Source organism: Mitsuokella sp. AF21-1AC, assembly GCF_003458855.1.
Classification (GTDB): domain Bacteria; phylum Bacillota; class Negativicutes; order Selenomonadales; family Selenomonadaceae; genus Mitsuokella.
Genome location: NZ_QRVW01000005.1, coordinates 84519 through 110727 on the forward strand (window position 1 = coordinate 84519; position 26209 = coordinate 110727).

At 56.9% G+C, this 26209-nt stretch carries 24 protein-coding genes and 1 other RNA gene; all 25 read right to left on the reverse strand.

What is annotated here, in order from left to right; genetic code table 11:
* Positions 1 to 18: 18 nt before the first annotated feature.
* Entirely contained in the window at positions 19 to 237 is a 219-nt protein-coding gene (locus DWX75_RS03105) for a hypothetical protein (RefSeq protein ID WP_118014876.1), read from the reverse strand.
* Complete coding sequence (locus DWX75_RS03110) at positions 234 to 785, reverse strand: flavin reductase family protein (RefSeq protein WP_118014877.1); 552 nt, start codon at positions 783 to 785, stop codon at positions 234 to 236. Before DWX75_RS03110 ends, DWX75_RS03105 begins: the two co-directional genes overlap by 4 nt.
* A gap of 80 nt (positions 786 to 865) precedes the next feature.
* Positions 866 to 2035: an iron-containing alcohol dehydrogenase gene (locus tag DWX75_RS03115; protein WP_118014878.1), complete on the reverse strand. Its 1170-nt coding sequence runs from the start codon at positions 2033 to 2035 to the stop codon at positions 866 to 868.
* A gap of 168 nt (positions 2036 to 2203) precedes the next feature.
* Positions 2204 to 3403 (reverse strand): MFS transporter, encoded by a 1200-nt coding sequence (locus tag DWX75_RS03120; protein WP_118014879.1) that lies wholly within the window; start codon positions 3401 to 3403, stop codon positions 2204 to 2206.
* A 256-nt stretch (positions 3404 to 3659) separates the two neighbouring features.
* Positions 3660 to 4019 carry a LysR substrate-binding domain-containing protein gene (locus DWX75_RS03125; protein WP_118014880.1) on the reverse strand — a complete coding sequence of 120 codons (360 nt, stop codon included), beginning with the start codon at positions 4017 to 4019 and terminating at the stop codon, positions 3660 to 3662.
* 16 nt (positions 4020 to 4035) lie between these two features.
* Positions 4036 to 4578, reverse strand: coding sequence for a cupin domain-containing protein (locus DWX75_RS03130; RefSeq protein WP_005841978.1), 543 nt, complete (start codon positions 4576 to 4578; stop codon positions 4036 to 4038).
* 180 nt (positions 4579 to 4758) lie between these two features.
* Entirely contained in the window at positions 4759 to 5496 is a 738-nt protein-coding gene (locus DWX75_RS03135) for a carboxymuconolactone decarboxylase family protein (RefSeq protein ID WP_118014881.1), read from the reverse strand.
* 143 nt (positions 5497 to 5639) lie between these two features.
* Positions 5640 to 6749 carry an MBL fold metallo-hydrolase gene (locus tag DWX75_RS03140; RefSeq protein WP_118014904.1) on the reverse strand — a complete coding sequence of 370 codons (1110 nt, stop codon included), beginning with the start codon at positions 6747 to 6749 and terminating at the stop codon, positions 5640 to 5642.
* 118 nt (positions 6750 to 6867) lie between these two features.
* Positions 6868 to 7419 (reverse strand): phosphatase PAP2 family protein, encoded by a 552-nt coding sequence (locus DWX75_RS03145; protein ID WP_158558754.1) that lies wholly within the window; start codon positions 7417 to 7419, stop codon positions 6868 to 6870.
* A gap of 155 nt (positions 7420 to 7574) precedes the next feature.
* A complete protein-coding gene (locus DWX75_RS03150; RefSeq protein ID WP_118014884.1) occupies positions 7575 to 8033 on the reverse strand; it encodes a DoxX family protein in 459 nt (152 codons plus the stop codon).
* Between the two features lie 391 nt (positions 8034 to 8424).
* The gene (locus DWX75_RS03155; protein ID WP_118014886.1) at positions 8425 to 9087 is read right to left on the reverse strand and encodes a Flp family type IVb pilin; all 663 of its coding nucleotides are present in this window, start codon (positions 9085 to 9087) and stop codon (positions 8425 to 8427) included.
* A gap of 145 nt (positions 9088 to 9232) precedes the next feature.
* On the reverse strand, positions 9233 to 10372 hold the full coding sequence (locus DWX75_RS03160) for an alpha/beta hydrolase (protein ID WP_118014888.1): 1140 nt from the start codon (positions 10370 to 10372) through the stop codon (positions 9233 to 9235).
* Positions 10373 to 10508: 136 nt separating this feature from the next.
* Positions 10509 to 11402: a LysR family transcriptional regulator gene (locus tag DWX75_RS03165; RefSeq protein WP_118014890.1), complete on the reverse strand. Its 894-nt coding sequence runs from the start codon at positions 11400 to 11402 to the stop codon at positions 10509 to 10511.
* 39 nt (positions 11403 to 11441) lie between these two features.
* A complete protein-coding gene (locus DWX75_RS03170; protein WP_118014892.1) occupies positions 11442 to 11669 on the reverse strand; it encodes a hypothetical protein in 228 nt (75 codons plus the stop codon).
* A 9-nt stretch (positions 11670 to 11678) separates the two neighbouring features.
* A complete protein-coding gene (locus tag DWX75_RS03175) occupies positions 11679 to 12632 on the reverse strand; it encodes a magnesium transporter CorA family protein (protein ID WP_118014894.1) in 954 nt (317 codons plus the stop codon).
* Positions 12633 to 12893: 261 nt separating this feature from the next.
* Positions 12894 to 13580 carry an energy-coupling factor ABC transporter ATP-binding protein gene (locus tag DWX75_RS03180; RefSeq protein WP_233519454.1) on the reverse strand — a complete coding sequence of 229 codons (687 nt, stop codon included), beginning with the start codon at positions 13578 to 13580 and terminating at the stop codon, positions 12894 to 12896.
* On the reverse strand, positions 13580 to 14386 hold the full coding sequence (locus DWX75_RS03185) for an energy-coupling factor transporter transmembrane protein EcfT (protein ID WP_199497503.1): 807 nt from the start codon (positions 14384 to 14386) through the stop codon (positions 13580 to 13582). Before DWX75_RS03185 ends, DWX75_RS03180 begins: the two co-directional genes overlap by 1 nt.
* Positions 14387 to 14432: 46 nt before the next feature.
* Positions 14433 to 15446, reverse strand: a complete 1014-nt coding sequence (gene cbiM / locus DWX75_RS03190) for a cobalt transporter CbiM (protein ID WP_118014895.1) — start codon at positions 15444 to 15446, stop codon at positions 14433 to 14435.
* A gap of 136 nt (positions 15447 to 15582) precedes the next feature.
* Complete coding sequence (locus tag DWX75_RS03195) at positions 15583 to 16335, reverse strand: 5'-methylthioadenosine/S-adenosylhomocysteine nucleosidase (protein ID WP_118014896.1); 753 nt, start codon at positions 16333 to 16335, stop codon at positions 15583 to 15585.
* 103 nt (positions 16336 to 16438) lie between these two features.
* Positions 16439 to 16776: a transfer-messenger RNA gene (ssrA, locus tag DWX75_RS03200) on the reverse strand.
* A gap of 261 nt (positions 16777 to 17037) precedes the next feature.
* Positions 17038 to 18345: a DUF445 domain-containing protein gene (locus tag DWX75_RS03205; RefSeq protein WP_118014897.1), complete on the reverse strand. Its 1308-nt coding sequence runs from the start codon at positions 18343 to 18345 to the stop codon at positions 17038 to 17040.
* Entirely contained in the window at positions 18342 to 19580 is a 1239-nt protein-coding gene (locus DWX75_RS03210) for a DUF445 domain-containing protein (protein WP_118014898.1), read from the reverse strand. Before DWX75_RS03210 ends, DWX75_RS03205 begins: the two co-directional genes overlap by 4 nt.
* Positions 19581 to 19590: 10 nt before the next feature.
* On the reverse strand, positions 19591 to 20466 hold the full coding sequence (gene galU, locus DWX75_RS03215; protein ID WP_118014899.1) for a UTP--glucose-1-phosphate uridylyltransferase GalU: 876 nt from the start codon (positions 20464 to 20466) through the stop codon (positions 19591 to 19593).
* A gap of 213 nt (positions 20467 to 20679) precedes the next feature.
* Complete coding sequence (locus tag DWX75_RS03220; RefSeq protein WP_118014900.1) at positions 20680 to 22929, reverse strand: alpha-galactosidase; 2250 nt, start codon at positions 22927 to 22929, stop codon at positions 20680 to 20682.
* A 48-nt stretch (positions 22930 to 22977) separates the two neighbouring features.
* On the reverse strand, positions 22978 to 26124 hold the full coding sequence (locus tag DWX75_RS03225) for a glycoside hydrolase family 2 TIM barrel-domain containing protein (RefSeq protein WP_118014901.1): 3147 nt from the start codon (positions 26122 to 26124) through the stop codon (positions 22978 to 22980).
* Between the last annotated feature and the right edge of the window lie 85 nt (positions 26125 to 26209).

The following is a 26209-nucleotide window of genomic DNA, read 5'->3' on the forward strand; positions in this document are numbered from 1 at the left end:
AATTTCTCTCAGCTACTCTTATGCTATGCCATTCCCGTGCAGCCACGCCTTGACGCGCGGACGGTAACCGCGGCGGATTTCCTCCTGCGACTTGCGGACGACCGTGTCATAGTCTTCATGGTAGTCATCCGGCGCTGCGATCTTCAGGATATCCGCCTGCAGTGCCTGCTGCAGTACCTTTGCGATGCGCTCCGTATTGCCATTTGACCAAGTGAAATAGACGACAAGTGCTTTCATTTCTGGCGGTGATTCATGCGTGCACAGTCGCCGACTTTCTCACCTGTGACGAAGTACTCATAAGTTGGGAACTCGAACAGGACAGGCTTGAACTTGTGGTAGTCGATCTTGCCAGCATCATTGAGGATGGTTTCGTTTGCATAGGTCGCTTCAATGCGGCAGATGAAATTGTCGAAACCATCCAATTCGAGGGTGTTAACCAAGGTGCATTCAATGGAAACCTTGGCCTCGTCGATGAGCGGTGCACCGTTTTCACCGATGGTGTAGGCAAAAGCGGCGGATTTATCCGTCTTATTGCCGGAAACCACACCCATGTAGTCGGCTTCCTTGAGCCAGCTCTCATCAACGACATTAACGGAAACTTTCTTCGTCTCTTTGATGCCCTTATTTGTATGATGTTTTTGTACCATCGACAGCATCAGATGGCTATGCGCCACTATGCCGGCATGGGCGACAAGCGTCCAGTTCGGCTTGCCATCAACCATGCTGCCGACGACGATGAGCGGTGAGGGATAGAGTGCCAATGCCTTACCGATATTTTGCTTCATGCTAGTTCACCTTTCTATTCTTAATCTACCAGTTCTTTGTCCCTCGGATACTCTTATCAATCAATGATGGCAACGCATCCTCAAAGGCTCTCCTTCAGGATCTTGACGATCTCCTCGTGATCCAGTACCTTGTAGCCGCCCTCAAGGATGAGCGTACCGTCGGCAATGCCCTCAATCATGTCTTCCGTCGCGCCGAGCTCAGAGATGTTCATCGCGAGGCCGAGCTCTTTCATCCAGGCTTCCATGGCCTTGAGGCCTTCCTCGGCAATCGCTTCATCCGTCTTGCCCTCTGGATTGACCTTCCAGACCTCGATGGCGAAGCGCTTGAATTTCGGCAGGCCGTACGGCAGTATGTGGCGGTAGTACGGCAGGGAGACGGCGGCGAGCGTCATGCCGTGCGTTGCGTTCGTATAAGCGCCGACGGCCTGTCCGAGCATGTGGACCATCCAGTCCGTGCTCTTGCCTTTGGCAATCAATGTGTTGAGTGCCCAGGTCGCCGTCCACATCAGGTTGCTGCGAGCCTCGTAGTCCTGCGGATTCTTGTTGGCAATGCGGCTGGCATGCAGCACCGAGCGCATCAGACCCTCGCTGATGTAGTCGCTCGTCGTATCGTCTGTGCCGGAGAAATACTGCTCACAGATATGATTGAAGATGTCGTAGATGCCGGCCACCATCTGGCGGTGCGGCAGCGTCATCGTGTACCGCGGGTTCAGGATGGCAAAGCGCGGGATGATCTTCTCATCCGCGAAGACATGACCGATCTTCTGCTTCGTCTCCTGATTGGTGATGACGGCACCCGCATTCATCTCCGAGCCCGTGCCGACCATCGTCAGCACACAGCCGACCGGCAGCGTCTCGCAGGACGGCTCCTCAAAGCGCAGGAAGTACTTCTGCCAAGGATCCTCCTCACAGTTGACCGAGACCGAGACAGCTTTCGCATAGTCGCAGACCGAACCACCGCCGACAGCCAGAAGGAAATCCGCCTGATGCTGGCGCGCAATCTCGATGCCCTCGTAGAGCTTCGCGAGCGTCGGATTCGGCATGACGCCAGAGATCTCCGCCACATTCTTGCCCTGTGCCTCCAGAATCTTGACGACATCATCGTAGATGCCATTTTTCTTGATCGAGCCGCCGCCATAGATCAGGACGACGTTCTTGCCGTACTTCGGCAGCTCCTCATTCAAGTAGTCCAGCGACTGATCACCGAAATAGAGCTTTGCCGGGTTGCAATAAGAAAAATTTCCTAACATGTGTTTTGCTCCTTTTATCCAAACTACGATCTAACTTCTCTCGCTTTTCTCTATGATAGCAAGAGAATGATTCCATGTGAAATGCCTATTGAAAATCATCTGCTATAGAAAAAATGCATGGCATAGAATGGAAACGATGCTTATTCCATGATAGTGCTATGGCGCATTTTACCGGTCTGTTCCGTCCGGCAGTAGCAGATGCTCATCACCGATACGCTCATCCGCCTGGCAGTGCACGAACTTTGTGAGCAGCAGGGCCGTTGTTGCCATCACCAGTCCGCCACAGACGACGTAGGGCAGGCCGAGGCTGCGGATGAAGAAGCCGCTGAGCATGGTTCCCGCCATGCAGCCGAGATTGGCTGCTGTCAGGAACAGGCCATTGCTGAAATCCGGTGCATCCGACGCCACGCAGGCCAGCAGGTACTGATTGATGTTCGCGTTGATGCCACCGAGGATGCCCCAGGCCACGATCAGTGCCGCGAGGAGCGGCAGCAGCTGGCCACCGCTCACAAATAGCAGGCCGTAGAGCACGATGGTGCACAGTGGGAAAAGGCGTACGGTCGCGCGAGGACGCTTGGCGAGGAAATTGCCGCCCAGATAGCTTCCGTAGATGTTCAAGAGGCCGTAGACGAGAAGCAGAGCTGCGATGAACTGTCCCGGCAGCGCCGCAATCTGCTGCAGGTAGTCAGCAAGGTAGTTGTAGACGCCGAAGATCGAGCCATTGAGGCAGATGACCGCCACGATGGACAGCCAGACCGGCGGGCGCTTCAGGACGGAAAGCTGCGCACCGTAGCGCATCGGCTGCGCCACAGGCAAATCCGGCACGAAGGCCATCGTCAGCAGGAACATGAGCCCCGTCACACCTGCAAAGAAGGCCATCGCCACCGAGAAGTCAAACGTCGCAGCCAAGACATTGCTGATGGGCACGCCGATAACCATGCCAGCGGCGACGCCCATATTGATGCGCGCCACGGCTCGCGGTGCATCCTCTGGAACCACCGAAGCCGCGGCCACGCTGAAGGCGAGCGCGCAGTAGACCGGATGGAAGAAGGCCGGCACGACGCGCAGCACCAGCAGGAGCTGGAAATCACTCGCAAAGACAGCCAGTGCATTGCAGAACGTAAACACGCCCAGCACAAGCAGCATCACGCGCTTGCGGTTGAAGCGCGAGAACAAGAGCGGCATCGTCGGCCCCGCTATGGCCACACCGAGTGCAAACAGGCTGACGAGCAGCCCCGCCTGCACGATATTCACCTGGTACATCTCCGCCGCCATCGGCAGGATGCCGATGATGCCCATCTCCGTATTGAGGATGCTGAACACACCGAATGCCAGAAGCAAGAGCAGTAACTGCTGCTGTCGTTTCATCTCATCTCATCCTTTCTTCTTCCTGACCGAGCTCTATCTCATGGATTCAAGGTCAGGAATACATCACCTGCGCCTTAGGCGAACGTCCCCATCATCACGGCGACCATCAGCCAAGCAGCTCTCTTCTTGTTCTTGAAATTCTTCATGGAAAAAACCCCTTCCTTATTGCATCTCATCATTGCCTATCCTGTTGTTTTGCTTGATGAGTTTATTATAAGGGAAGGGGTTTATGATTACAAATACCTTGTTTTAACTATTAATAATGCTTATTAGGCATGATTAGAAAAACCTCGTCCAGAGCCGCCACGACGAGACGGCCGGCGCGGGAGAAGACCTGATCTCTGCGCCAGACCACATAATTCGCCGAGCGCAGCTCTGGCTCCAGCGGCCGGAAAACCAGCCCGCGTGACGTTTCCACAGCATCCGCCATGCCCTTGAAGCAAAGCGCACTGCCTATGCCCGCCTCAATGAAGAAGATCGTATTGTAGAGCAGGTTGTAGGTGCCAGCCACCTCAATCTTCTCCGCTGCACTGCCGAAGTAATGATCCAGCTCATGACGCTTCATCGCCTGCTCCGACAAAATCAGAGGCTCCTCTACGATGTCGGCGCGCGTCAGGACCTCCTCGCACTGCTCATTTCAGTTTCGCATACTCTGCTTCGCTCACAGGCTCCAGCCACTCTGTTGATGCGCCTTCCTTCATAATGGAGAGGTGCTGGAACCAGCTCGTGTGCTGTGCCCCATGCCAATGTTTCACATTCTCCGGGATGGTGACGCTTTCGCCCGGCAACAGTTCCTTCGGCTCCTCGCCCCAAATCTGGTAGTAACCCTTGCCCGATACCCCGGCCAAGACTTGACAGCTTCCATGATGCTTATGCCAAAAATTGATGCACCCCGGCTCAAATGTCACATTGGCTACATTCACGCCCTTGCCCTGCATGGGGAACAGGAAACTCCTGCCCGTGAAATACTTGGCATATCCCGTGTTTGGCTGCCCGATGGGATAGACCGCACCGCCTTCCTGCATGAGTGCTTGCGTGATTTCCGTTTCCGTTTGAGCATTTTTCACATTAAGGTCAGCAGCAAGGCATGTCGGCACAGACAGCGCCGTACTCGCCAAAAGAGCGGAAGCTGCCAGCCCTTTTGCCACTTTCGGAATCACATTGCGGATATTCATATAAAATCCCCCTCGTAATGATGATGGTAAATACTATGTCATTGGAGTGAGTATAGTCCAAGAAAAATAGACGACGAGTGCTTTCTTCGCCAAAATACATCCTTCTTTCTCATTCATCTTCTTACTTGGCCGAAAATTCCCCGCCAGCCTGAGGGAAATTTCTTTTGTTGCTTTTTATGATCAGTCCTGCGGATATTCGCCATCCGTTACGGGCTCGCACCATTCGTTGCTCGTCTCCGTGCCCGGGATCTCGAAGGCGAGATGGGAGAACCAGCTCGCTCTCTTGGCACCGTGCCAGTGCTTGACGCCTGCCGGGATCTCGACGATGTCACCTGGGATCAGGCTCTGCGGCGCTTTGCCCTCTTCCTGATACCAGCCCTCGCCGTCGACGCAGATGATGACCTGGCCGCCGCCCTGCTTGGCGTGGTGGATGTGCCAGAAGTTGCGGCAGCCCGGCTCGAACGTGACGTTGCAGATGGTCAGCGGGTCGCCCTTCTTCGAGAGGACCTTGAGGTACGACTGGCCCGTGAAGTACTTGGCATAGGCATCGTTGGGCTCGCCGAGACCGAAGAAGCCGCCGCGATTCTCTGCATCAGCGGCATCGGCGTAGACTTCCTTGGCCACGGGGAACGCCGCCCAGGCGTTCGGCCAGCCGGCGTAAAAGGCCAGATGCGTGAGCAGTGCGGCCATCTCCTCTTTCGTGACACCGTGCTGCCGCGCCGTCTGCAGATGGTAGCGCAGTGCATCGCCAGCGGTTCCCTTGCCGACGAGCGCCGAGACCGTCGCGATGCTGCGAAGCTTCGGCGAGAGCTCCGCTTCCCTCGCCCATACCTCGCCGAAGAGCACATCGTCGTTGAGCGCCGCAAACTGCGGTGCAAAATCGCCCAATGCCTTGTGTCCTGCTGTCTGTTTTTCCATGATGATTCCTTCTTCCTCGTATATCCGTGCCGCCAGATGCGGCACACTTGATTTCCTTGTTTTCTCTATCGTAACAAAATAAGCATTTCATGTGAAATGCTTATCGAAAATCATCTGCTATTCAAAAATTGTATGGTATGACATCAGGTATCCCACCACTCTGAGAAGGCGGCTGGCGACCACAGGGCGACCTTATCCCCGATCTCGGGCGTCAGGAGCTGCCACGGAGCTCCTGTGCTGGCGGCGGTCAGATCCTGCATCGGGGCCTGCCAGGTGTGCTTGGCCAGCGCAAACTTTGAATTGTGAGCGGGCATGACATAGCGCGCCCGCAGGTCCGTTGCCGCCTGCGCTGTCTCATCTGGCAGCATGTGGATGCGGTGCCATCGGCGGTCGTACTGGCCATTTTCCATCAGGGCTAGGTCAAAGCCGCCGAACTGCTCGCCGATGGCGCGGAAGTGCGCGCCATAGCCGCCGTCGCCGCTGTAGTAGACCTTGTGCTCCGACGTCACGATGGCAAAGGAGGCCCACTGCGTCGCATTCTGCTCGAGCAGGCGTCCGGAAAAGTGCTGAGATGGCAGCACGTGGACGTGGAAGTCCGGGAAGACCTCGATGTCCGTATCCCAGTCCTCCTCATGGAGATGCGCGGGGTCAAATTCCCAGGCCTCAAAGTACTCCCCGACGCCCAGGGGGCAGACGATTTCCCCAATCTTGTCCTTGAGCGCCATGATGGTCGGATAGTCGAGATGGTCCCAGTGGTCGTGGCTCATGATCAGGAGGTCGACGGCAGGGATGTCCGCCGCCCTGTAGACGTTGCTGCCCGAAAAGGCACGATTGAGGAAAAACACCGGCGAGGCATAACTGCTGAAGACCGGGTCGATGAGGATGCGCCGGCCGGCGAGCTGCAAGTAGAACGTCGAATGGCCCATCCAGACGACGAAGTCCTCGCTCGCGTCCTGTGCCCAGAGGTCCGTCTTCGCACTGGGCAGCGGTGCATCCGGCACCGAGCCCGTCTTGTCCTCTGTCAAATAGTTCAGCCAGCCTGTCACGAGATTCTGGTTCTCGTCCTCCATAACGCGCACAGGTTCAAGGCATTCAAAGCGCCCATTGATGTAATGAGGCGATGCCTGCATGCGTGCCAGGCGTTCCGGCCGGAATGGCCGCCCAAAGCGCGCGGAGTGCAGATACCCCGCCCCTCCGACCGCAGCCGCTCCGAGCACGCCCAATCCCCCCAGTATAAAAGTCCGTCGATTCATCTTGCTCTCCATTTCGTCTTTGTTTCCGTTATTTTATCTTCTCCATCATAGCAAAATAAGCATTTCCTGTGAAATACTTATCGAAAATCATCTGTTATTTTTTTTACGTATAGCAGGATCAGGAATCTCGCCGCCATTGCCTTTTGCAGCGCCGGACGCACCAGATGGCAAGCTTCGCAGCGCCAAAGCCGATGAGCACGCCGGCAAGGACGTCGGTCGGGTAATGGACGCCGAGGTACAGGCGGGAGAGCCCGACAAAAGCGGCTACGAGCAGCGCGGGGATGCTGTAGCGCTTCGGCAGCAGCGCGCAGATGACGAAAGCGACGGCAAACGCACAGGACGTGTGGCCGGACGGGAACGAGAAGTCCGCCGGCAGGTGGATGAGCGGATGGAGCTCAGGATGCGTGATGAATGGGCGCGGGCGGGCCACCCAGTTCTTCAGGATGACATTCGCGACCAACGTGTTGATGACGATGGCCAACATGGCCGTCGCTCCGCAAAGGCGCGTCCTGCGGTAAATGAACAGAGCCAGTGCAATGGCAATCCAGATGGCGCCCATGTTGCCAAGGTCCGTCATCGACTCCCAGAAATCCGTCGCATCCTCCCCGCGGATGTTCTGCTGAATCCAGAGCAGGATCTGAAAGTCCAAGTCTGTGATACGCTGCATCATCGTCATCATCTCCTTCGTTTGATGCATCTATCGTATCGAACAGACTTAAATGTGAGATAACGTTGCGCTAACATGCGCGGAAAGAATTACAAAGCCCCGCCTGTCCCAATGGAATGGAACAGGCGGGGCTTTATCGTAACTACCAGCAGCCTCTATCAGATTAAGCTACGCTCTTCTTCACCGACTTCATTGTGAAGCAGATAGTCGAGGCTGTAGCGGCCAGGGCCGGCGAAGATGACGCCGAGGAAGAATACGCCTTCCTCAAACGGACGCGAGGCCTGAAGAAGCGGTGCGCCGGAGGCGAGCTCGATGGAGGTCGCCATCATGAGATTGCCGACGAGGAAGAGGGCCATTGGACGGTAGAACAGGCCGAGCAGGATGAAGAGCCCGCCGAATGTCTCCGCCATGCCAGAGAGCAGGCCGAAGAACGTCGGGAATATATGGATGCCGAGCGCGCCCATCATCGAGCCAAGTGCGTTCCAGCCTTCCGGACCGCTCAAGAGCTTTGGCACGCCGTGCCAGATGAAGGCCAGGCCAATCAAGATGCGGAAGACGAGCAGACCGATGTCTTTCTTTGACGCGATGATACCGTTGATGTACTGCAATGATTTCATAGGGATCTCTCCTTACTTCAATTTGTATATTTAACAAGTATTTATTATCTGTTTATATAATATACAAATTATGCAGTATCGACAAGAACGATTTTTTCATTGACTAGGTATCAAATACTTGCGTATTGCTGGTACATAAAGCAATATGACCGCATTCATCTCGGTCATTCCTGCCCTACTAATGGAAATCTAAGCAGCTCCATGTCATGATGACAAACGATTGCCAAACGAACAGCCGGAACCGTCAGCGGAGTCCTGAAAAAATTCCTGGATAAATAAAAGTTCTGGGAGTGACACGCAAAAAAGCACATACCGCAATTCATATGATGGCAGTATGTGCCTTTTTTCGATTTCCGATTTCCCGCAGCGGGTTCCCTCCGCCAATCGGAGCCTATTTAAGATTGTTCGTGGGCGTAGGATCGATGATGAGTCCTGTTCCACCGGGGGATGGCCCCACGTAGCCCCGGACATTTGAAAAGTAGGTCTGTCCCGAGTCCACGGCACTTTTTCCGTTATTGTTGAACAACCCTTCATCAATTATTACAAATTTATTGTTATTCCCAGCAGCGTCCTTTATTCCCGGCAGATAATATTTGCTGGAATCTTTATTGTAATCCGCTACCAGCTGCTTGTATGTCATACCATTGTTGGCCTCTGCCGAGTAATACGAAAACACGGTTATCCCATCAGTTTGGACTCTGGCAAACCAGGCATCTCCCTCTTTTGTCTGGATATTCAATTTCCGAGCCAGGTTCTGTCCTTCTGCACTGTCCGAAGAAATCACCAGCGTTTTATCTGGTTTCCCCTGAAGCACATCCGCCAGGTCCTCATACCTTCCCTGCCTAAGCCGTTCAATGATGTCTTTTGCTGTAGTGACCGGCGTAAGCGGCTGCTTTGATGCTTCTTCCAGCAGGGTACCGACATTGCTGAAAACAGAGCGGATGGAGTCTGCCAGACTCCCGTTCACATTGGCAAAAAGCAGGCCTCCCACGCTCACCACGAAGGCCAATATCAATGCATATTCAACGATGCCCTGACCTTTCTGTTTTCCCATCCGTTTTCACCTCCCGGTTCATTTATCATTTATTTTATCACAAGAAAGACAATTAGAAAACCGTTTTCAATCGTCCAAAAATACGACAAAACCAGCCTGACGTTTTTCACCGCCAGGCTGGTTTTTTTTGAGCAAGGGAATGCCATCACTTCAGGTATTTCTGGTAAAAGGCCGTTATCTTGTCAAACGGAATCTTCTCCATATTGTCGTAGAGGTCCGTGTGGTTGGCACTCGGAATGATCAGAAGCTCTTTGTTCGTGCCTTTGAGCTTCTTGAAAGCACCCTCGCTGAAGTAGCGCGAATGGGCTTTCTCACCGTGGATGACGAGAACGGGACTCTCAATCTCACCGGCGTAGGAGAGCAGCGGCATGTTCATGAACGAGAGCGCGCTCGTCGCGTTCCAGCCCTCGTTGGAGTTCACGGAACGCGGATGATAGCCGCGCTTCGTCTTGTAGTAGGCGTAGTAATCCTTGACGAACTGCGGAGCATCGGCCGGCAGCGGGTCGACGACGCCGCCCGCACGCTTGTAGGTGCCCGTGCGGTAGTCTTCCGTGCGCTGCGCATTGAGGGCCTTGCGGTTTGCCATGCGCTCCCTGGCAATGGTCTCCGCATCCTTCTCATAGTCGAAGTAGCCGTTGGCAATCACGCGGCTCATATCATACATCGTCGAAGTTACAGTTGCTTTGATGCGCGTGTCGATGGCTGCTGCATTGAGAGCCATGCCGCCGAAGCCGCAGATGCCGAGGATGCCGATACGCTCCGGATTGACATCCGCTTCAGTCAAAAGGAAGTCGACGGCTGCCGAGAAGTCCTCCGTGTTGATATCCGGCGAAGCGACATTGCGCACGCCGTTCACGCCGCCGCTCTCACCCGTATAAGACGGGTCAAAGGCAATCGTCAGGAAGCCGCGCTTCGCGAGCTCCTGTGCGTAGAGGCCGGATGCCTGCTCCTTGACTGCACCGAACGGGCCGCTGACGGCAATGGCCGCAAGGCTGCCCTTCTTGGCGTTCTTCGGCTCATAGAGGTCCGCCGCGAGCTCGATGCCGTAGCGGTTGTGGAAGGTGACCTTCCGATGATTGACTTCCTTGCTCTCGGGGAATGTCTTATCCCACTCGTTTGTCAGATGCAATTTCTCTGCCCCTTTCTGCTCCACAACAGTCTTCGTCTCGTTTGCCGCAGCTGCCGGATTCGCCGCTGCCTCTGCTGCCATGGCGTGGCCGCCAAGGGCAAAAGCAGTGCCAAGCACGGCCATCGCTGCCATCTTCTTCCAGAGTTTTTTTATCATAATAAAGCACCTCTTGCTTTCTGAAAACCATTTCAACACGTTCCTTGAACTGGTTTTATTATACGGCAAAAGGCGCTTATATTACCAATGCTTGGTTTAAATCCCATTTCATGCCTACCAGGCATTGACTCATTCATCAATCATGTGAACCGAAGACTTCTTCGAGGCGGGCGCGCACGATGGCGGCGGCGCGCGAGAAGACCTGCTCTTTCTTCCAGATCAGGTAGTTGTGGGAGGAAAACGCCGGTGCAAACGGCCGGAAGGTCAGATTGGGATGCTCAGGCCCTTCGATGGGAACCAGGCCTTTGAAGGACAGCAGGAGCCCCAGGCGCTGCTCGGCGAGGAAGGCGGCGTTGTAGACGAGATTGTAGGTCGCCCGGATGTCGAGCTCTTCGGGATCCTTGCCGAGCCAGTGTGCAAAGACGTGATCGCGCAGGAGCTGGCGTGAGATGATCAGCTGCTCCCCGTAGAGGTCACATGGTGCAATCGCAGTCTTCTGCGCCAACGGATGGTCTCTGCGCAGGTAGAGTCCCCATTCGTCGTCAAACGGAACCTGACGGTAGACGAAGTCCGCCGGCGGCGTCTGCTGGCACAAGAGGCCAAAGTCCAGCACGCCCTTCTGCAGGGCGTCGAAAGTCTGCTCGTCGTTGCCGCTGACGAAGTGAAAGTGAATCTGCGGATAAGCGCGCCCGAGAGGCGTCAGGGCCTGCACGACGAGCCGCACGGCCTGTGTCTCGCCGCAGCCGAGATAAACGTCGCCCGCGATGAAGTCCTCGAGATGGGCGAACTGGTCGAGCGTCTTTGTCTCGATGGCCGTCATCTCCTCGGCGCGCGCCTTGAGGAAGAGGCCGGCTTCCGTCAGCTCCATACGGCGCTTCTCGCGCGTAAAGAGCGGCGTGCCGAGCTCCGCCTCGAGATCCTGCAGCTGCCGTGAGAGCGTCGGCTGCGTCAGGTGGAGCTCCTCCGCCGCCCGCGTGATGTTGCGGTGACGCGCGACGGCCAGGAAATATTTCAAGACTCGCAGTTCCATGATCTTCCTCCTGAATTCATATACAAAAAAAGAGCCCCTTCAGCAGGAACTCTCTCCCCAGACGGGATGACGGGCAGGCTTTAAACTTCGCACCCTTATGAGGCGCAGGGCTTCATGCATATCCACATCTTCCCGCATGCCCTCCGCCTCGTAGACGCAGAGGGGTTCTTTGACACCGAGCTCGCTGCCCGGCATGTAGACGTATTCGTTATTTTCAGGGTCGCCGTAAATGACGCCGACCCGCAGCTTCGATTCTGCAAGGACCATATGCGTACCTCAAAACATATCGCGGTGCCAGAGCACGTAAGCACTGACGATGCTGATGCTCAGCGCGATGCAGATGACATAGAGAAAGCCGTGCGCATTGTCGGCAAACGGCACCGGCACATTCATGCCGAAAAAACTCGAGACAACCGTCGGGATGGCCAGGATGATCGTCATCGCCGCCAAGAATTTCATGACGAGGTTCTGATTGTTCGAGATGATTGACGAGAACGTATCGGCGAGACGCCCGAGAATCTTGCTGTACATCTCGACCATTTCCTTCGCCTGCTTGTTCTCGATGATGACGTCTTCGAGGAGGTCCTCATCTTCCTCATAGGCCTTGAGGATTGGCGTCAGGCTCTGATTGTTGCGCATACGCAGCAGCTTGTCGAGCACGGCACCGTTCGAGCGGATGGCGGCATTGAAGTATGTCAGGCCCTTCTGAAGTTCCAGCAGGCGCATGATCTCACTGTTCTTCATGTCATGGCGCAGCTGGTCCTCAATCTCGTCGGAAAGCTTCGAGATCTGGCGCAGGTAACGCAGGAAGTACGTGGCCGATTTGTACAGGATCTGAAACAGAAAACGCGTCTTCTTGTACGTGCGGAAAAGGCGCGATGTGCGTTCGTTGAATTCCGTGATGACTGGCGTTTCTTCGAGGCAGACGGTGATGATGTATTCGTCCGTCACGATGATGGCGAGCGGCAGGGCATCGTAGCTGTCCTTGCCGCGGCAGACCGGCACATTCGTCAGGACCATGACCGAGTTCTCTTCCACATCGGTATGCGAGCGTTCCTCATCATCGAGTGCGGAGCGCAGAAAATCGGGGTCAACTTCGGTCAGATTGCTGACGACCTTGAGCTCATAGGGCGTCGGATCGACGATGTTGATCCAAGCCCCTTTTTCAAGTGTCTTGAGCGTCAGCTCCTGGAGAGGGCCGCTCTCCAGGGATTTGTAGATTTGCAGCATGGGTTGGGAGTCTCCTTTCCACGGTTCCGAAAGGAAAGCAGCCGGGTTCCACTAGCAGGATAAGGTGCGGGAACGGACGGTCGTTTCCCCCGGTGGATATTCATATCGCTTGGGATCTATCGTACTAGGGTGATCGTCCATTCTCCCCACCGTCCTTTCTGTTCTGCCTGATCCATTTCCCCCGCCGGCGGCCGGGGAATCAATTCCGCACTTCATTATATTACCAACGTGTCAATCTTGTCTAGAGAAATACTGCTTTTTTTATGCCATTCTTTCAGGAGCTGCGGAAGAAATGAGGGCATGCTCTGCCGAAAGGGACAGTTCACGGTCGGCAAGCTTCCGGATGATAGCCGGATGATGCGAGGTCAGCACGATGGTCTTGCCCGCCTGCTTCAGCGCCTGCAAGAAGCCGATAAGCTGCTGCTGCCCCCTGGCATCAAGGAAATTCTCCGGTTCATCGAGCGTCCAGACGGCCGGATTCATCGTGAAGATTGAGGCGAGAGAGACACGCTTCTTCTCCCCGCCCGAAAGATAATACGGCGGTTTCCTGCGCAGTGCGTCAAGCGAGAAATACGCGATGGCATCCTCGACGCGCTCGCGCACCGCTTCATCGGCAAGGCCCATCTGCAGCGGCCCAAACGCGAGCTCCTCCTCGACACTCGCGCAGAAGAGCTGGGCATCGGGGTTCTGCCAGACGTAGCCAAGCCGCTGATGGAACCATTTGGCATACCGGTGCTCGCGCATGCGCTTTGCTGTGATTTCCGTTCCTTCAAATCGGTAATGGCCGATCTCCGGAAAAACAAGACCGTTCAGCAGGCGCAGCAAGGTCGTCTTGCCCGAGCCGTTCGGCCCCGTCAAAAGCACCGTCTCTCCTTTCTCCACCCGGCAGCTCACATGGCGCAGCACCGGTTCGCGGTCAAAGGCACAGCAGATATCATCAAGTTCCATCACCAAGGAAATCCCTCCAGTCGCAAGTAAAAGCAGGTATAGAAAAGGACCAGCACCAATGGCACGAAGAGGCCCCGCCAGGATGACTGCCCGCTCTTTGACAAAGCCGCGTACTCTCCCGTAAAGCCGCGGCAGCGCATGGCTTCGACCATCTCCACCGACATGCGCTGCGAGCGCTGCATGAGGATGCCCATGATGCCGGCCATCGCCTGGTGCTTGCGGCGGTTGTGCCCGACGGAACGCAGCTTTAGCGCCGTGAGCAAAGCACCGGCCTGATCGCCGAGCAGGACGAGGTAGCGCAGGGTCGTATCGAGGATGAATACAGCTTCGGAAGGCAAGCGGAAGGTGCGCAGAGCCCCCGTGATCTCGTGCCAGGAAAAGTATTCCTGCAGGAGGTTCAGCGCGATGACACAGAGCACCGTCTTGAAGGGAAGCAAAAGATACGGTCCGCCGCCCCAGAGCAGGAGGGCCGGCAGGATGAGCAGCAGCGACAACAGCCCCGCCGTCAGTGCGCCCAGAAGATTCTTGCGCAGTACGTCTCCCGGCAGGAAGCAGAGCAACACGAGCTCTCCGCCGAGCACGAGCCAGAGGAAAGCTGATGTACGCGCCGTGGCAATGAACAGGATGAGCAAAACAAGCAGGAAAAGGCAGAACGGTGCATGGCCGTGATGGCCCCGCGCCGCCTGGGCGCGCAGCACCTGCAGCACGCCGAGGAGACGCAAAAGAGACCGGGAGATGAATGCATCCCGGTCCCTGTCTGGTCTGTAGTTTTCTTCCCGCTTTGCCCATGCAGGCAAATCCATCATGAAGAACACCTCATAACCTATCGCAATTCAAAAATCATACTGCGGCTCAGTGATTCGACACCGATTCACCGTAATCCGTACGCGTCCGCAGAAGCGGTGCCGCCATCTTGAAGAGCAGCACCAGAAGCGCCGTGCCGATGACGGCCGAGAGGATATAGCCGAAGGCATCGGGCAGGCCCGCCACGGCATAATCCGGAAACAGCGCATCAAACGAGAACCCCTGCTCCATGCCGGCCGGCGTATAACCGAGTGCCGTGCCGAGGAAATCCTGCCCTGCAAGCTCTTCAGGGTCCCATTCGCCCCAGGCCGTGCCGGCAGCCAGCAAGCCAAGCGGCGTGCAGAGGATCAGCCCGGTCAGCAGCGCATACAGGGATTTGCCCGTCTTCATCTGCACCTCACCGAAAAGCTCCGGCGACGTTTTCACGAGATAGGAGAGAATGGCCGTCGTGAACACGACTTCCGCCAGGCCAAAAAGCGTCAGATGGCCGATCATCATGGCCGGCACAGAAATCCAGAGCGGATACGGGCAGTAGAGTGCCTGTCCCGCCGCATCCGTGAAGAGCAGCGGCTGGATGCCAAACTCGACGGCTGCAGCAAGAGCCGCCAGATTGATGCCGACATAGGCGCCGAGGCCCGCCGCCACGTAACGGCCGCCCGGCGAAGTCAGGCGTTTTTGCAGCAGCGAATAAACGGCATAGCCGCTAAACGGCAGCAGGAATGCCATATTGAAGCAGTTGGCACCGAGCGCCAGGATGCCGCCGTCACCGAAGAACAGCGCCTGGATGAGAAGTGCCACGCTGACGGCCAGACAGGCCGCATACGGCCCGAACAAGATGGCAATGAGCGTGCCGCCGACCGCATGCCCCGTCGTGCCGCCCGGCAGCGGCACGTTGAACATCATGCCAAGGAATGAGAGTGCCGCGGCAATCCCCAGAAGCGGCAGCTTCTCCTGCGGCACGTGACGGCGCACCTTCGAGACGGCCACGAGCCATACTGGCACCATGGCTGCGCCAAGCACCGCGCAGGTCGATGGACTCAGGTAATTTTCCGGAATGTGCATGAATTTCATCTCCCCAAGATACGATAAAATGATTACGACACAATTGTTGACGCTTATCATTATACGTCATATCCATAAACTCCGTAAGCCTCCCAGGGGGATAGAACTTGCAAAATCAAAGTCCCGTTCCAGAGTCCTACTGCCAATAGGCGCGCAAAAGGGCGAGCACGAAGTCCTGGCAGGCAGGCCCCGTGCCGAGATCCCAGGGGTCCTGGTTCCGCAGGATGCTGTTGGAGATGATGCGCACGGCCAGGAACGGCACGGCAAAGGACTGGCAGATCTGCGCCACGGCATCCCCCTCCATCTCCTCCGCCAGGGAACCGTAGAATTCCCGCAGGAAGGCAATGCGGTCCACCTCACAGTTCCAGCTGTCACAGGTCGTAATCGTCCCTTCGACCACGCGGCCATGCCGGTAGGAAGGAGCAGCCTGACGCGCAGCCGTGAGCAGTGCAGCATCGCCGAAATGGTAGACCTCCTGCGTAAAGGCCTGCTTCCGCTCATCCCAGGCAAAGACGCCGAGCTTCTTCAAGCCGCGGTAATCCACGCCCGATCCTGCTGCCCGGTAATGGCTCTGCCAGGCCGAGGAATTGGCCGTGCGCGCGCCGAGCACGATATCGTAAACATCGAGCGACGGATCATGCGCGCCCGCCGTGCCCTGACTGATGACGGCCTTTGGCTTGTACCGTGCGATGGCAAGCGCCGCCAGCGCCGACGCATTGGCCATGCCCCACTGCGTCTCGCTGACGACGAGCGGCCGCCCCTCATAGAGGCCCCGCACGCAGCGGAACGGCCCGAAGGGCTCCTCCCGCACCTCCGTCATCTGCTCGATGATGTGCTGTGTTTCCACTTCCATGGCCCCCTGTATGATGATGGGCCGCTGCTCCTCCATAACAAAACACTCCTTCTAAAAACAAGGTCCATGATATAAAAAAGGCCCGGAAGCCAGTGACTCCGAGCCTTATCTAAGCCGCCATGCGGCAATGGGTTCTAAATGGTGGAGATGAGGAGAATCGAACTCCTGTCCGAAATACATCCACATCACAAAGCATTATCGCAATAGCCCGAGAATGCGGGCATCATAGGAGCGGAACTCTGGGATTCAGAGTTCTCCACCACCTGTTTTGTACAAAACAGGAAACTGCCGTCTTTATTTAAAGCCTCCGGGTTGGCTGACGGTTCGTACTTCCAGAGGGGCTATCTGAGCTAGGCTCAGGCAGCGTATGCGTATTCAGCTTCGTCAGTTGAATTTAGCGGTCAAGCTTCAGGCATTCATGACCATTGGCCTGCGAACTTTGTGGCTTCAATACCCCGTCGAAACCTTTACATCCCCACATGCATCACATCCCACAGGATGCGCCAGTGTGGACTGCTCCACATTCGGTATTCTTTATGATACCACAGCTTTGCCATCCCGTCAATCATTGAAAAGAGGCTGTGAACAAAAGATAAAATCTTTTTGTCCACAGCCTCTTTCACACCAGATACTATTCAATGTTACAATTTCAATCCACATACTCACGGGAGCCGTAAGTAAGACACGTACATCCTGCTTTCAGTATAGCACGATTTCGCTCCCGGGAGATAGGATTTTTTACGAAACAAGCTGCAAAAGACAATAAAGAACCAAGCCGATGCCCGCACCGACGATGGAGCCGTTCATGCGAATCCACAGGAGATCCGGCTCGACCTTATCGTAAACGAGATGATTGAGCTGCTCGTCCGTCAGGCGCGACAGCACACTCCGGACAATGACGCCGACGAGCGTCTGGGCATGCAGGGCAGAACGGGCAATGAGGTCGTAGAGGAATCGGCCGACCGTGCGGCGCAGCTCCTCATCTTCCTGCATCAGATGCAGGCCCCTGTCATACTCTTCCTCGATAATCATGGCCAGGCGGCTGCGCAGGACCGGCAGATGCTCCTCAACGGCATCGACCTGACGCGCGGCATCGGCATCGAAATGCTCCCGCATATGCGCGGCAGCACGGCTCACGACCTCTTCAATCGGCAGCTCTGCCACGAGACTGTCGCGCAGCTCATGCACGAGCTGATGAAATTCCGGCTCTGCATTGAGAACAGCGGCCTTCTCATAGAAAAGGGCCAGCATGTCCTTCTGCAGATCCGAATCCTTCGTGCCGAGCTCGGTCAGCATTGCCACGAGCTGCTTCTGCATGATCTTGGCCGCGTCCTCGAGATTGACGAGATCCATGGCTTCGGCCAGCCCCGTCAAAAACAGAGCCAGCGTGCTCTTGGCCTTTTCCTTCTCGTAGCGCTCCAGCATCGTCTCGATGGCCTGAGCCGTTTCCGGCTGCATGGCCTTTTCCCGCAGGTATGCGGCTACTTTCGCCAAGAATTCCTTATCGCGGCCGCTCTTCTGAAGCCAGCGCCCGACATTGGAAAAAAGATCCTCCGGCTCCATCGTGCTGAGATGCGCGCGAATGTGCTGAGCGAATTCCGCTGCCTTCTGCTCACTGTCCTTGCGGAGCAGGAACCCCCGCGCATAATGATAGAGATGATGCGATACCTTCGCACGCGTATCGGGCTCGCCGAGCCACTTCATGAGCATCGGCATCAGATGCAGGCGCTCCAGATGATGAAACACCTTGCGGCGTGAAAAGAATTCTTTCTGCACCATCGTCACCGACGCCTTGATGAAGGACTGGCGGCGGCGCGGCAGGATGGCCGTATGATACGGAAAGCCCAGGGGCTTGCGGAAAAGTGCCGTGACGGCAAACCAGTCGGCAATGCCGCCCACCAGCGCCGCTTCCGCACAGAAGAGGAAGCCGGACACGACTATGGAAGACGGCTGCTGCAAATGACAATACAGGGCGATGAGAAAGACCACAAAAGCCATCAGCAGCACGCGGTCCGCCTGATTCCACGATTTGATGCGCTCAATCATATGCCCCACACCCTTTCTGCAGCCCAGACCAAGAGATAGAGCCCCATGCCGACGAGCGAGCCGACAATGGATCCGTTGATGCGGATCATCTGCAGATCATCCTGCACCTTGTCCTCCACAAAGTGCACGAGATCATCATCGCTGAACTCATCGAGCCGTTCGCGGATGAGTCCCGGGATGAGCTCGTGGTGCTTCGTGAGCTCGCTTTCGAGAAAGTCCTTCATGAGCTTGTCAAAACGATGCTGCCAAGCTTTTGAAGCAACAAAATCATCGATGCGCTTTTCCACGAAGGCGTGAAGGCTCGGGAGCCAGAAGGGATTTTCTCCCTTGAGACTCGTATCGATCCACCGCTCCAACAGGCCTTCGATATTGACTTCCTGCAGACAATGCTCCTTCCATGCCGCAAGGGCATGGCGCAGGGATTCATCCCGGCTGAACGCCACAGCCATGCTCTCGAAGCCCGCCTTGAGCCGCCCATAGCTTTCCGTCTGCTCGCTCAAGAGCCCCGAAAGGCCCTGACGGGCCTTTTCATTGAAGATGTTCAGGAGTTCCTTGTCGTCAAGGCCCAGGGCCGAAAGCACGAACGCACGGCCGGCGGATTCCCCTTCATATTCCTTGCGCAGGACCTTGATATTGTCGAGCAGGACCTGCTGCATGGCCGGTGATGCCAGGACCTGTTCACCGATGCTCAGGACACTGTGCAGGATCCTTTTGGCATGACGTTCCTCGCCGAGCATGCGCACGAGTTCCAGCAGGATGTTCTCAAGAGCGAGGCCGCCGAGACCTTCCCGCACAGCCGGTGCCAGTTCTTTCGCGATGCTCTTGCTGTCAAGGTCATTGACGATCTTGAGGACAACGGCATCGACCACCTCGACGACGCCCTCGCGCCCGCCGCGATGCTCCAGATAATCGACGAGCAGCCCGGCCGTATCCTGTGTGCGGATGACGCTCATGATATTCTGCGTGCTCAGGAGATCCTCGCTCGCAAACGTCACGATGGCATCCATGAGCCGCTGACGATTGCGGCGCAGGACATCCGTACGATAGGAAATGCCGAGCGGCTTGTGAAAGAGTGCCGTAACGGCAAACCAATCGGCCAGGCCGCCAATCGTGGCGGCCAGGAAGCCATGATGAAAGAGTCCCACGGCAAAGCTGGAGCCGCCCGCTGCAAACGTGCCAAGGAAGCCCGCGGCACTGATGCCCAGCGCCAGATTTGCCTTATTTTTCTTCTGCAACCTTTACACCTCAGATTCTGGCAACGAGATCCTTGAGATAGTTCCGGAACGGCCCGCCCAGATCCTCGCGGCGCAGCGCAAACTCCACCGTCGCCTTGAGGAAACCGAGCTTGTCGCCGAGGTCGTAGCGCTGTCCTTCAAAGTCATACGCATAGACGGCCTGCTGGCGGGCAAGCTCCTTCAAGGCATCCGTGAGCTGGATCTCGCCGCCCTTGCCAGGTGCCGTATGCTCCAGGATACCAAAGATTTCCGGACGGATGATATAGCGGCCGAGCACCGCCATGCGGCTCGGCGCCTCCTCGAGACTCGGCTTCTCGATCATATCGCGCACGCGCATCAGCCGCGGATTCTCCGTTTCATCCCCTGCGACAATACCATAAGAAGAAACCTTCTCGGCCGGCACAATCTGGCAGCCGAGTACCGAGCCGCCGGTCTTGTCATACACATCGATGAGCTGCTTGAGCGCCGGCTTCTCCGGGCTGTAGACGACATCATCGCCGAGGAGCACGGCAAAGGGCTCATCCCCCATGAATGCCTTGGCGCAAAGTATGGCATCGCCAAGGCCGCGCATGTAACGCTGCCGGATGTAATGGATGCGGATGTTGGCCGTATCCTGCACCATCTTCAGGAGATCGAGCTTCCCTTTCTTCTTGAGCTCTGCCTCGAGCGTCGGCGCCGAGTCAAAATGGTCCTCGATGGCGCGCTTGCCATGACCACTGACGATGAGGATCTCTTCGATGCCGCTCGCGAGCGCCTCCTCGACGATGTACTGGATGGTCGGCTTGTCGACAATCGGCAGCATTTCCTTCGGTGTCGCCTTCGTAGCCGGCAGAAACCGCGTCCCGTAGCCTGCAGCCGGTATGACTGCTTTTCTGATTTTCTGCATGATGGATTCCCCTAACATCTGTATTTGGCAGGTCCCCTGCCTGCCATAAAGTCATAATACTTATATTATACATGAAATATGATTTTTCCTGCTGCAATTTCTGCATGGGAACAAAGATTCCCGTGCTTTCCTCAGAAAAAGCGGCTCCCGGATAAGGCAGAGTTTTTCCTTGCCTTATCCGGGAGCCGTATATCATCCTTTGCCTGCCGCTTCTTACTTGCGCTCAAACACCCACATGTAGGCAGCAAAGTCCGTGTCGATCTTCGGCACTTCGATGCCGCTGTACATGAGTTCATCACCGTAGAAGGACTTGCCCTCAAGGCTCAGACTCCTGTTGCCGGCGCCATCGTGCGAAAGTCCCCGTGCGGGGCTGTACGACGTCACTTCGTATTCTGCCGCCGCGTCGAGCTGCTCAAGTTTCAGCGTGCGCAGCTCCGTCGCCGGCGTTGCGAGCGTCTTGAAGTAGATGAGTACGATTTCCTGCCCATCTCTTGATACAAACTCCCAGGCCGTCTCATTGCCCGTGCCGGAAAACGGCGTCAGCAGACGGTAAAACCGGCCGAGCTGCATCGTCGGACGGATCTTCTTGTAGAGGGCGATGTGGCTGCGTACTTCTGCCTTCTCCTCCTCGCTCATGCGCGTGATATCCATCTCATAGCCGTAGCAGCCCATCATGGCTGCAAATGCACGCGTCTGCATCGGCGTGACGCGGCCGACCTGATGGTTCGGCGTCACGGAGACGTGAGCGCCCATCGTGATGGGCGGGAAGACGAGGCTCGTGCCGCTCTGGATGGAAAAGCGGCAGATGGCATCCGTGTCGTCGCTCGTCCAGGTCTGCGGCATGTAGTAGAGCATGCCGGCGTCGAAGCGGCCGCCGCCCCCCGAACAACTCTCAAAGAGGACATCGGGATGCGACTGCGTGATGCGCTCGAGGACGTCGTAGAGGCCGAGCACGAAGCGCGTGCGGACTTCCCCCTGACGCTCCGGCGGCAGTTTCGCCGAGAAGGCATCCGTCAGATGGCGGTTGAAGTCCCACTTGACGTAATCGATAGGCGCCGTATCAAGAATTTTGCAGACGGAGTCGACAATGTAATCGCGGACATCCGCGCGCGAGAGGTCGAGCACGAGCTGATGACGGCCGAAGCTGACCGGATATGACGGCGCCTTGAGCCCCCAGTCCGGATGCGCGCGGTAGAGGTCAGAATCCACCGATACCATCTCCGGCTCAAACCAGAGCCCGAACTTGAGGCCGCGCTTGTGCGCACTCTCGGCCACCCCCTGCAGGCCTTCCTTGAGCTTCCCGGTATTGACAACCCAGTCGCCCAGCGAGGAATTGTCATCCTCGCGCTTGCCGAACCATCCGTCGTCGAGCACGAGGAGCTCGATGCCGAGGTCCTTGGCACAGGCCGCGAGATTGTCCATCTTAGCGTCATCGAAGTCGAAGTACGTTGCCTCCCAGTTGTTGACGAGGATTGGGCGCACGACGTCGCGGTACTTGCCGCGCACGATGTGGTGACGCACGACCTCATGGAAGGACTGACTCATGCCGTTCAGGCCCTCCGGGCTGTAGACGAGCAGGGCTTCCGGCGTCTGGAAAGATTCGCCGGGCTCCAGATGCCAGCGGAATTCAAACGGATTGATGCCACCGACGACACGCGTCGTGCCGAACTGCTCGACCTCGGTCTTCAGCGAGAACTCGCCGCTCCAGACGAGAGCAAAGCCATACACATCACCCTGCGTCTCCCCCGCATCCCTGCGCAAAAGAGCGAGGAACGGCGACGTCTGATGCGAACTCGCGCCGCGACGGCTCGCGCTCTCCTCGATGCCATGCATGAGAGGCACGCGTTCCATATTGCGTTCCGACGCATGGCCGCCCCAGAGGTTGATGCGGTCGTAATCGTGATCAGGCAAATCGAGCGCGAAGCTCGCGGCATTCAGGAGCTCCAGTGCTTCCGTGCCGCTGTTCTCGATCTTTGTACTGCGCGCGATGACATTCGTCCCAGCAAAAATCGTATACGAGAGGCAAACGGCCAGCTTGCCCTTGGAATCCTCGAGATGGATGAGAAGCGTCTCGGCTTCGTTATCCTCCGCATACGAGGCCGGCAGGCCGGGAAGAGCAGGCTTGCCCTGCTGGATCTCGTAACTCTTGTAGAAGAGTTCCGTCGTCGTCGTGCCGTCCTTGAGGCGCACTTCATATGCCGGGATGCGGTAGTCCGTGTGGCCGTAAGATGGATATTCCTGCGGCAGCACGTCGAGCGAGAACGTACGCTCATTCTCATAGGCCGCCGGCTGCGGCGAGAACGCTCGGTCAATCTGCTGGAATGGACGGCTGTCGCGGAAGGCGCGCAGGGGTCTGCCCCAGTAGCGGTGCATGAGATAGCGGCCGCGCACCACCTGCAGCACATAGCTCATCTGCTCGTTGCGCAGGTGAAAGACGCCCGTCTTTTCATCGTATTGGATCATGTTGATTTCCTTTCTGGATTTCCTATCCGAACAAAGGACACGAGACACTCAGATTCCCTTGAAGTAGAAGGAGAGATGCTTCGACGTATTCTTGACCGTGTATTCCGGCAGAACCGGTGCCCCCCAGGTATTGTCGCCGCCCACGCCGCACTGGCCGAGCGAAGCGCGCAGGAACGTGTGATGGACCTCCGGCAGGTCGTACGGATGGCGCGCATTCTCAAGCTCGTGTGCCGTGTACGGCAGGGCCGAAGCTTCAAACGGCTCCTCATCCATCGAGAGGCGCACGCCGCGGCCGCGCTTGTCGACTGCTTCGAACCAGCGAATGCCGCCGTGATTGCCCGTCTCCTGCGGCAGCAGGTACGGCTCCACTTCTGCCTTTGCCGTCGTTTCGTAGATGCCGAGCTTGGCTCCCTGACTGCGGTCGACGTAATTGTCGAGCGGGCCGTAACCGTAGAAGCGGAGCTGATCGTAATTAGCCGGCAGCGTGAAGATCATGGCAAAATCCGGGATTTCCGGCAGGCCCTCGACGGCCTCGTAATCGAGTGCTGTCCTGATGGCGCCGTCCTCTTCGACCGTGTACGTGATGCAGCAGGAAGAAAGCGGCTGCGTGGCCAGTTCATACGTGAAGCGGACAGAGAGGCTTTTCGCCTCGTATTCCTTCTGGCCGAGCTGGCCGAACCAGTCGAACTCCCGCCAGCTGCCCGTCTCATCGAGCAGTTCCTTCTTAACGCAGCGGCGGTAGAGGCTTGCAAGCTTCCACTGCGCCGTCATGAAGTCGCGGCGGCTGCCGTAATCATTATCGACCGGCGCACGCCAGAACGACGGTTTCGGCAGCTCTTCCACGAGTTCCACACCATTGTATTTGTACGAACTCAGATTGCCGGAGGCACTGGAGAACAGAATCTCGAAGCCTTCGCCGCGGACGCCGAGCGTGATGTCACCGTGGACAATGTGCAGCGGCTTCTCCGCCTTCGTCTCCAGTTCCATATCGGCCTGGTAGTGACGGCAGCGCGCTGCGCGGGCAAAATCGGTCGCTTCCACCGTCTCCTCCTCATCTGGCACCTCGATCTCATCGACCTGCCAGGTTCCCTGACCGAAGGCGACTTCAAAGCCGCGCTTGGCCCAGAGCGTATCCTCCTTGAGGCAGAGCGAGGCCGTGATCGTCTCCTCGCCGGCATTGGTGAGCGGCAGGTTCTCAAAGGAAACCATCCCCTTGCTGCCCGGTGCAATGGAAGGTGCTGCGATCGTCTCCTTCCAGACCTTGCGGCCATCGAGCAGGATCTCAAGATGCAGCTCGTAAGCAGCCGTATCCGTGAACAGGCTCTTGTTCGTGATGGTCACGCCTTCAGCCGTAACAGCGAGATCGAAGTTCTGATAGTTGAACTTGACATCCTGCATCTTCGTCGTCAGGCTGCGGTTTGCAAACAGGATACCGTCACCGCTGAAATTGCCGTCGTTCGGGCGGTCGCCGAAGTCGCCGCCATATGCATAGGCATCCTTGCCATAACGGTCCTTGTGCCAGATGGCCTGGTCGACGAAATCCCAGATGAAGCCGCCCTGATAGAGCGGATCCTCATCCGTGAGTTCCGTATACTTGTGCATGCCGCCGATGCTGTTGCCCATCGCATGCGTGTACTCGCAGCAGATGAACGGCTTGTCGCGATGCTCGGCGAGGAATTTCCGGATGTCAGCGACAGGCGGATACATCTGGCTCTCCATATCGCTCGTCCCGTTGTAGCGGCGGTCCCAGAAAATATTCTCATAATGCACGAGGCGCGTCGGGTCTGCCTGGCGGAAATACTCGCTCATCACGTAGAGGTCCTTGCCGCCGCACGACTCGTTGCCACAGGACCAGATCAGGATGGATGCGTGATTCTTGTCGCGCTCGAGCATGGATTTTGCACGGTCGAGGATGATGTCCTGCCATTCCTCATGGTCATTCGGCAGCGTCTCGGCGATGATGTCACACTTGCCGTTGCGCATCCAGGTGCCATGCGTCTCCAGATTCGTCTCATCGATGACGTAGAGCCCGTAACGGTCACAGAGCGCATAGAGATAACTGGAATTGGGGTAATGTGAGCAGCGCAGGGCATTGATGTTGTGCTGCTTCATGGTGATGATGTCGCGCTCAATGAGGGACGGATCCATGGCGCGTCCGCTGTAGCAGTCGAATTCATGGCGGTTCACGCCCTTGAAGACGATGCGCTTGCCGTTGAGCTTCATGATCGTGCCGTCCATGCGGAATTCACGGAAGCCGATGTCCTGCGGAATGACCTCCTGCAGATGGCCTGCCGCATCGCGGACCGTGATGACGGCGCGGTAGAGATGCGGCTCCTCCGCGCTCCAGAGTCTGACATCCTGGATTTCTGCCTCGAACGACGAAGTCTGGCCTTCGACCTGCTGCACCTCGTCGAGGACGGCCTTCCCTTCGGGGTCGAAGAGCTCGACATGCACCGTATGTGCATCGCCGCTGTTCCACTTCATGTCAAAGAACAGCTGGCCGTCCTGGTACTCGTGGACAGGCTTGGCCGTGACGCGCAGGTCTTCAAGATGAACCTGCGGCTTCGTATAGAGCACGACCTCGCGGAAGATGCCCGAGAAACGCCAGAAATCCTGGTCCTCGAGCCAGCTGCCCGAGCTGAAGCGGAAGACCTGCAGGGCCAGGCGGTTCGTGCCCTGCTTGAGATACGGCGTCAGGTCAAAATCCGACGGCGTGAAGGAATCCTCGCTGTAGCCAACGTACTGGCCATTGAGGTAGACGGCGACAGCCGACTCCACACCCTGCAGGGAAAGCACGGCATTGTCCCAGCCCTGCGGCAGGATGAAATCCTTGACGTAGGAACCGACTGGATTCTCGCGCTGCGGTACCTCACCAGGATGCACGACCTCATGGCCATCCCACGGATACGTCTGGTTCGTGTACTGTGGCACGCCGTGGCCTTCCATCTGCCAATGTGCCGGCACGCGGATCGTTTCCCAGCCGCTGACATCGTACGACGGCTGTTCAAAGCCCTCGGGACGTGCGGCGAGATTGCGCGCATAGTGGAAATACCAGAGTCCGTTCAGACTGCGGCGCAGGCTCGAAACACCATCGGCCATCTCCATGGCATCGGCATATGCGATGTGGTCGCTGTGTGCCGGCAGGCGATTTTCGGCAAAGAACGAAGGGTCTGCTAAACGATCGACAGTAAACATCAAAAAACTCCTCCTTAAAAAATATAGATAAATGTACTTAAATGTGAACTATTAAGCACATTTAAACCAATAAATCTTATCGAAT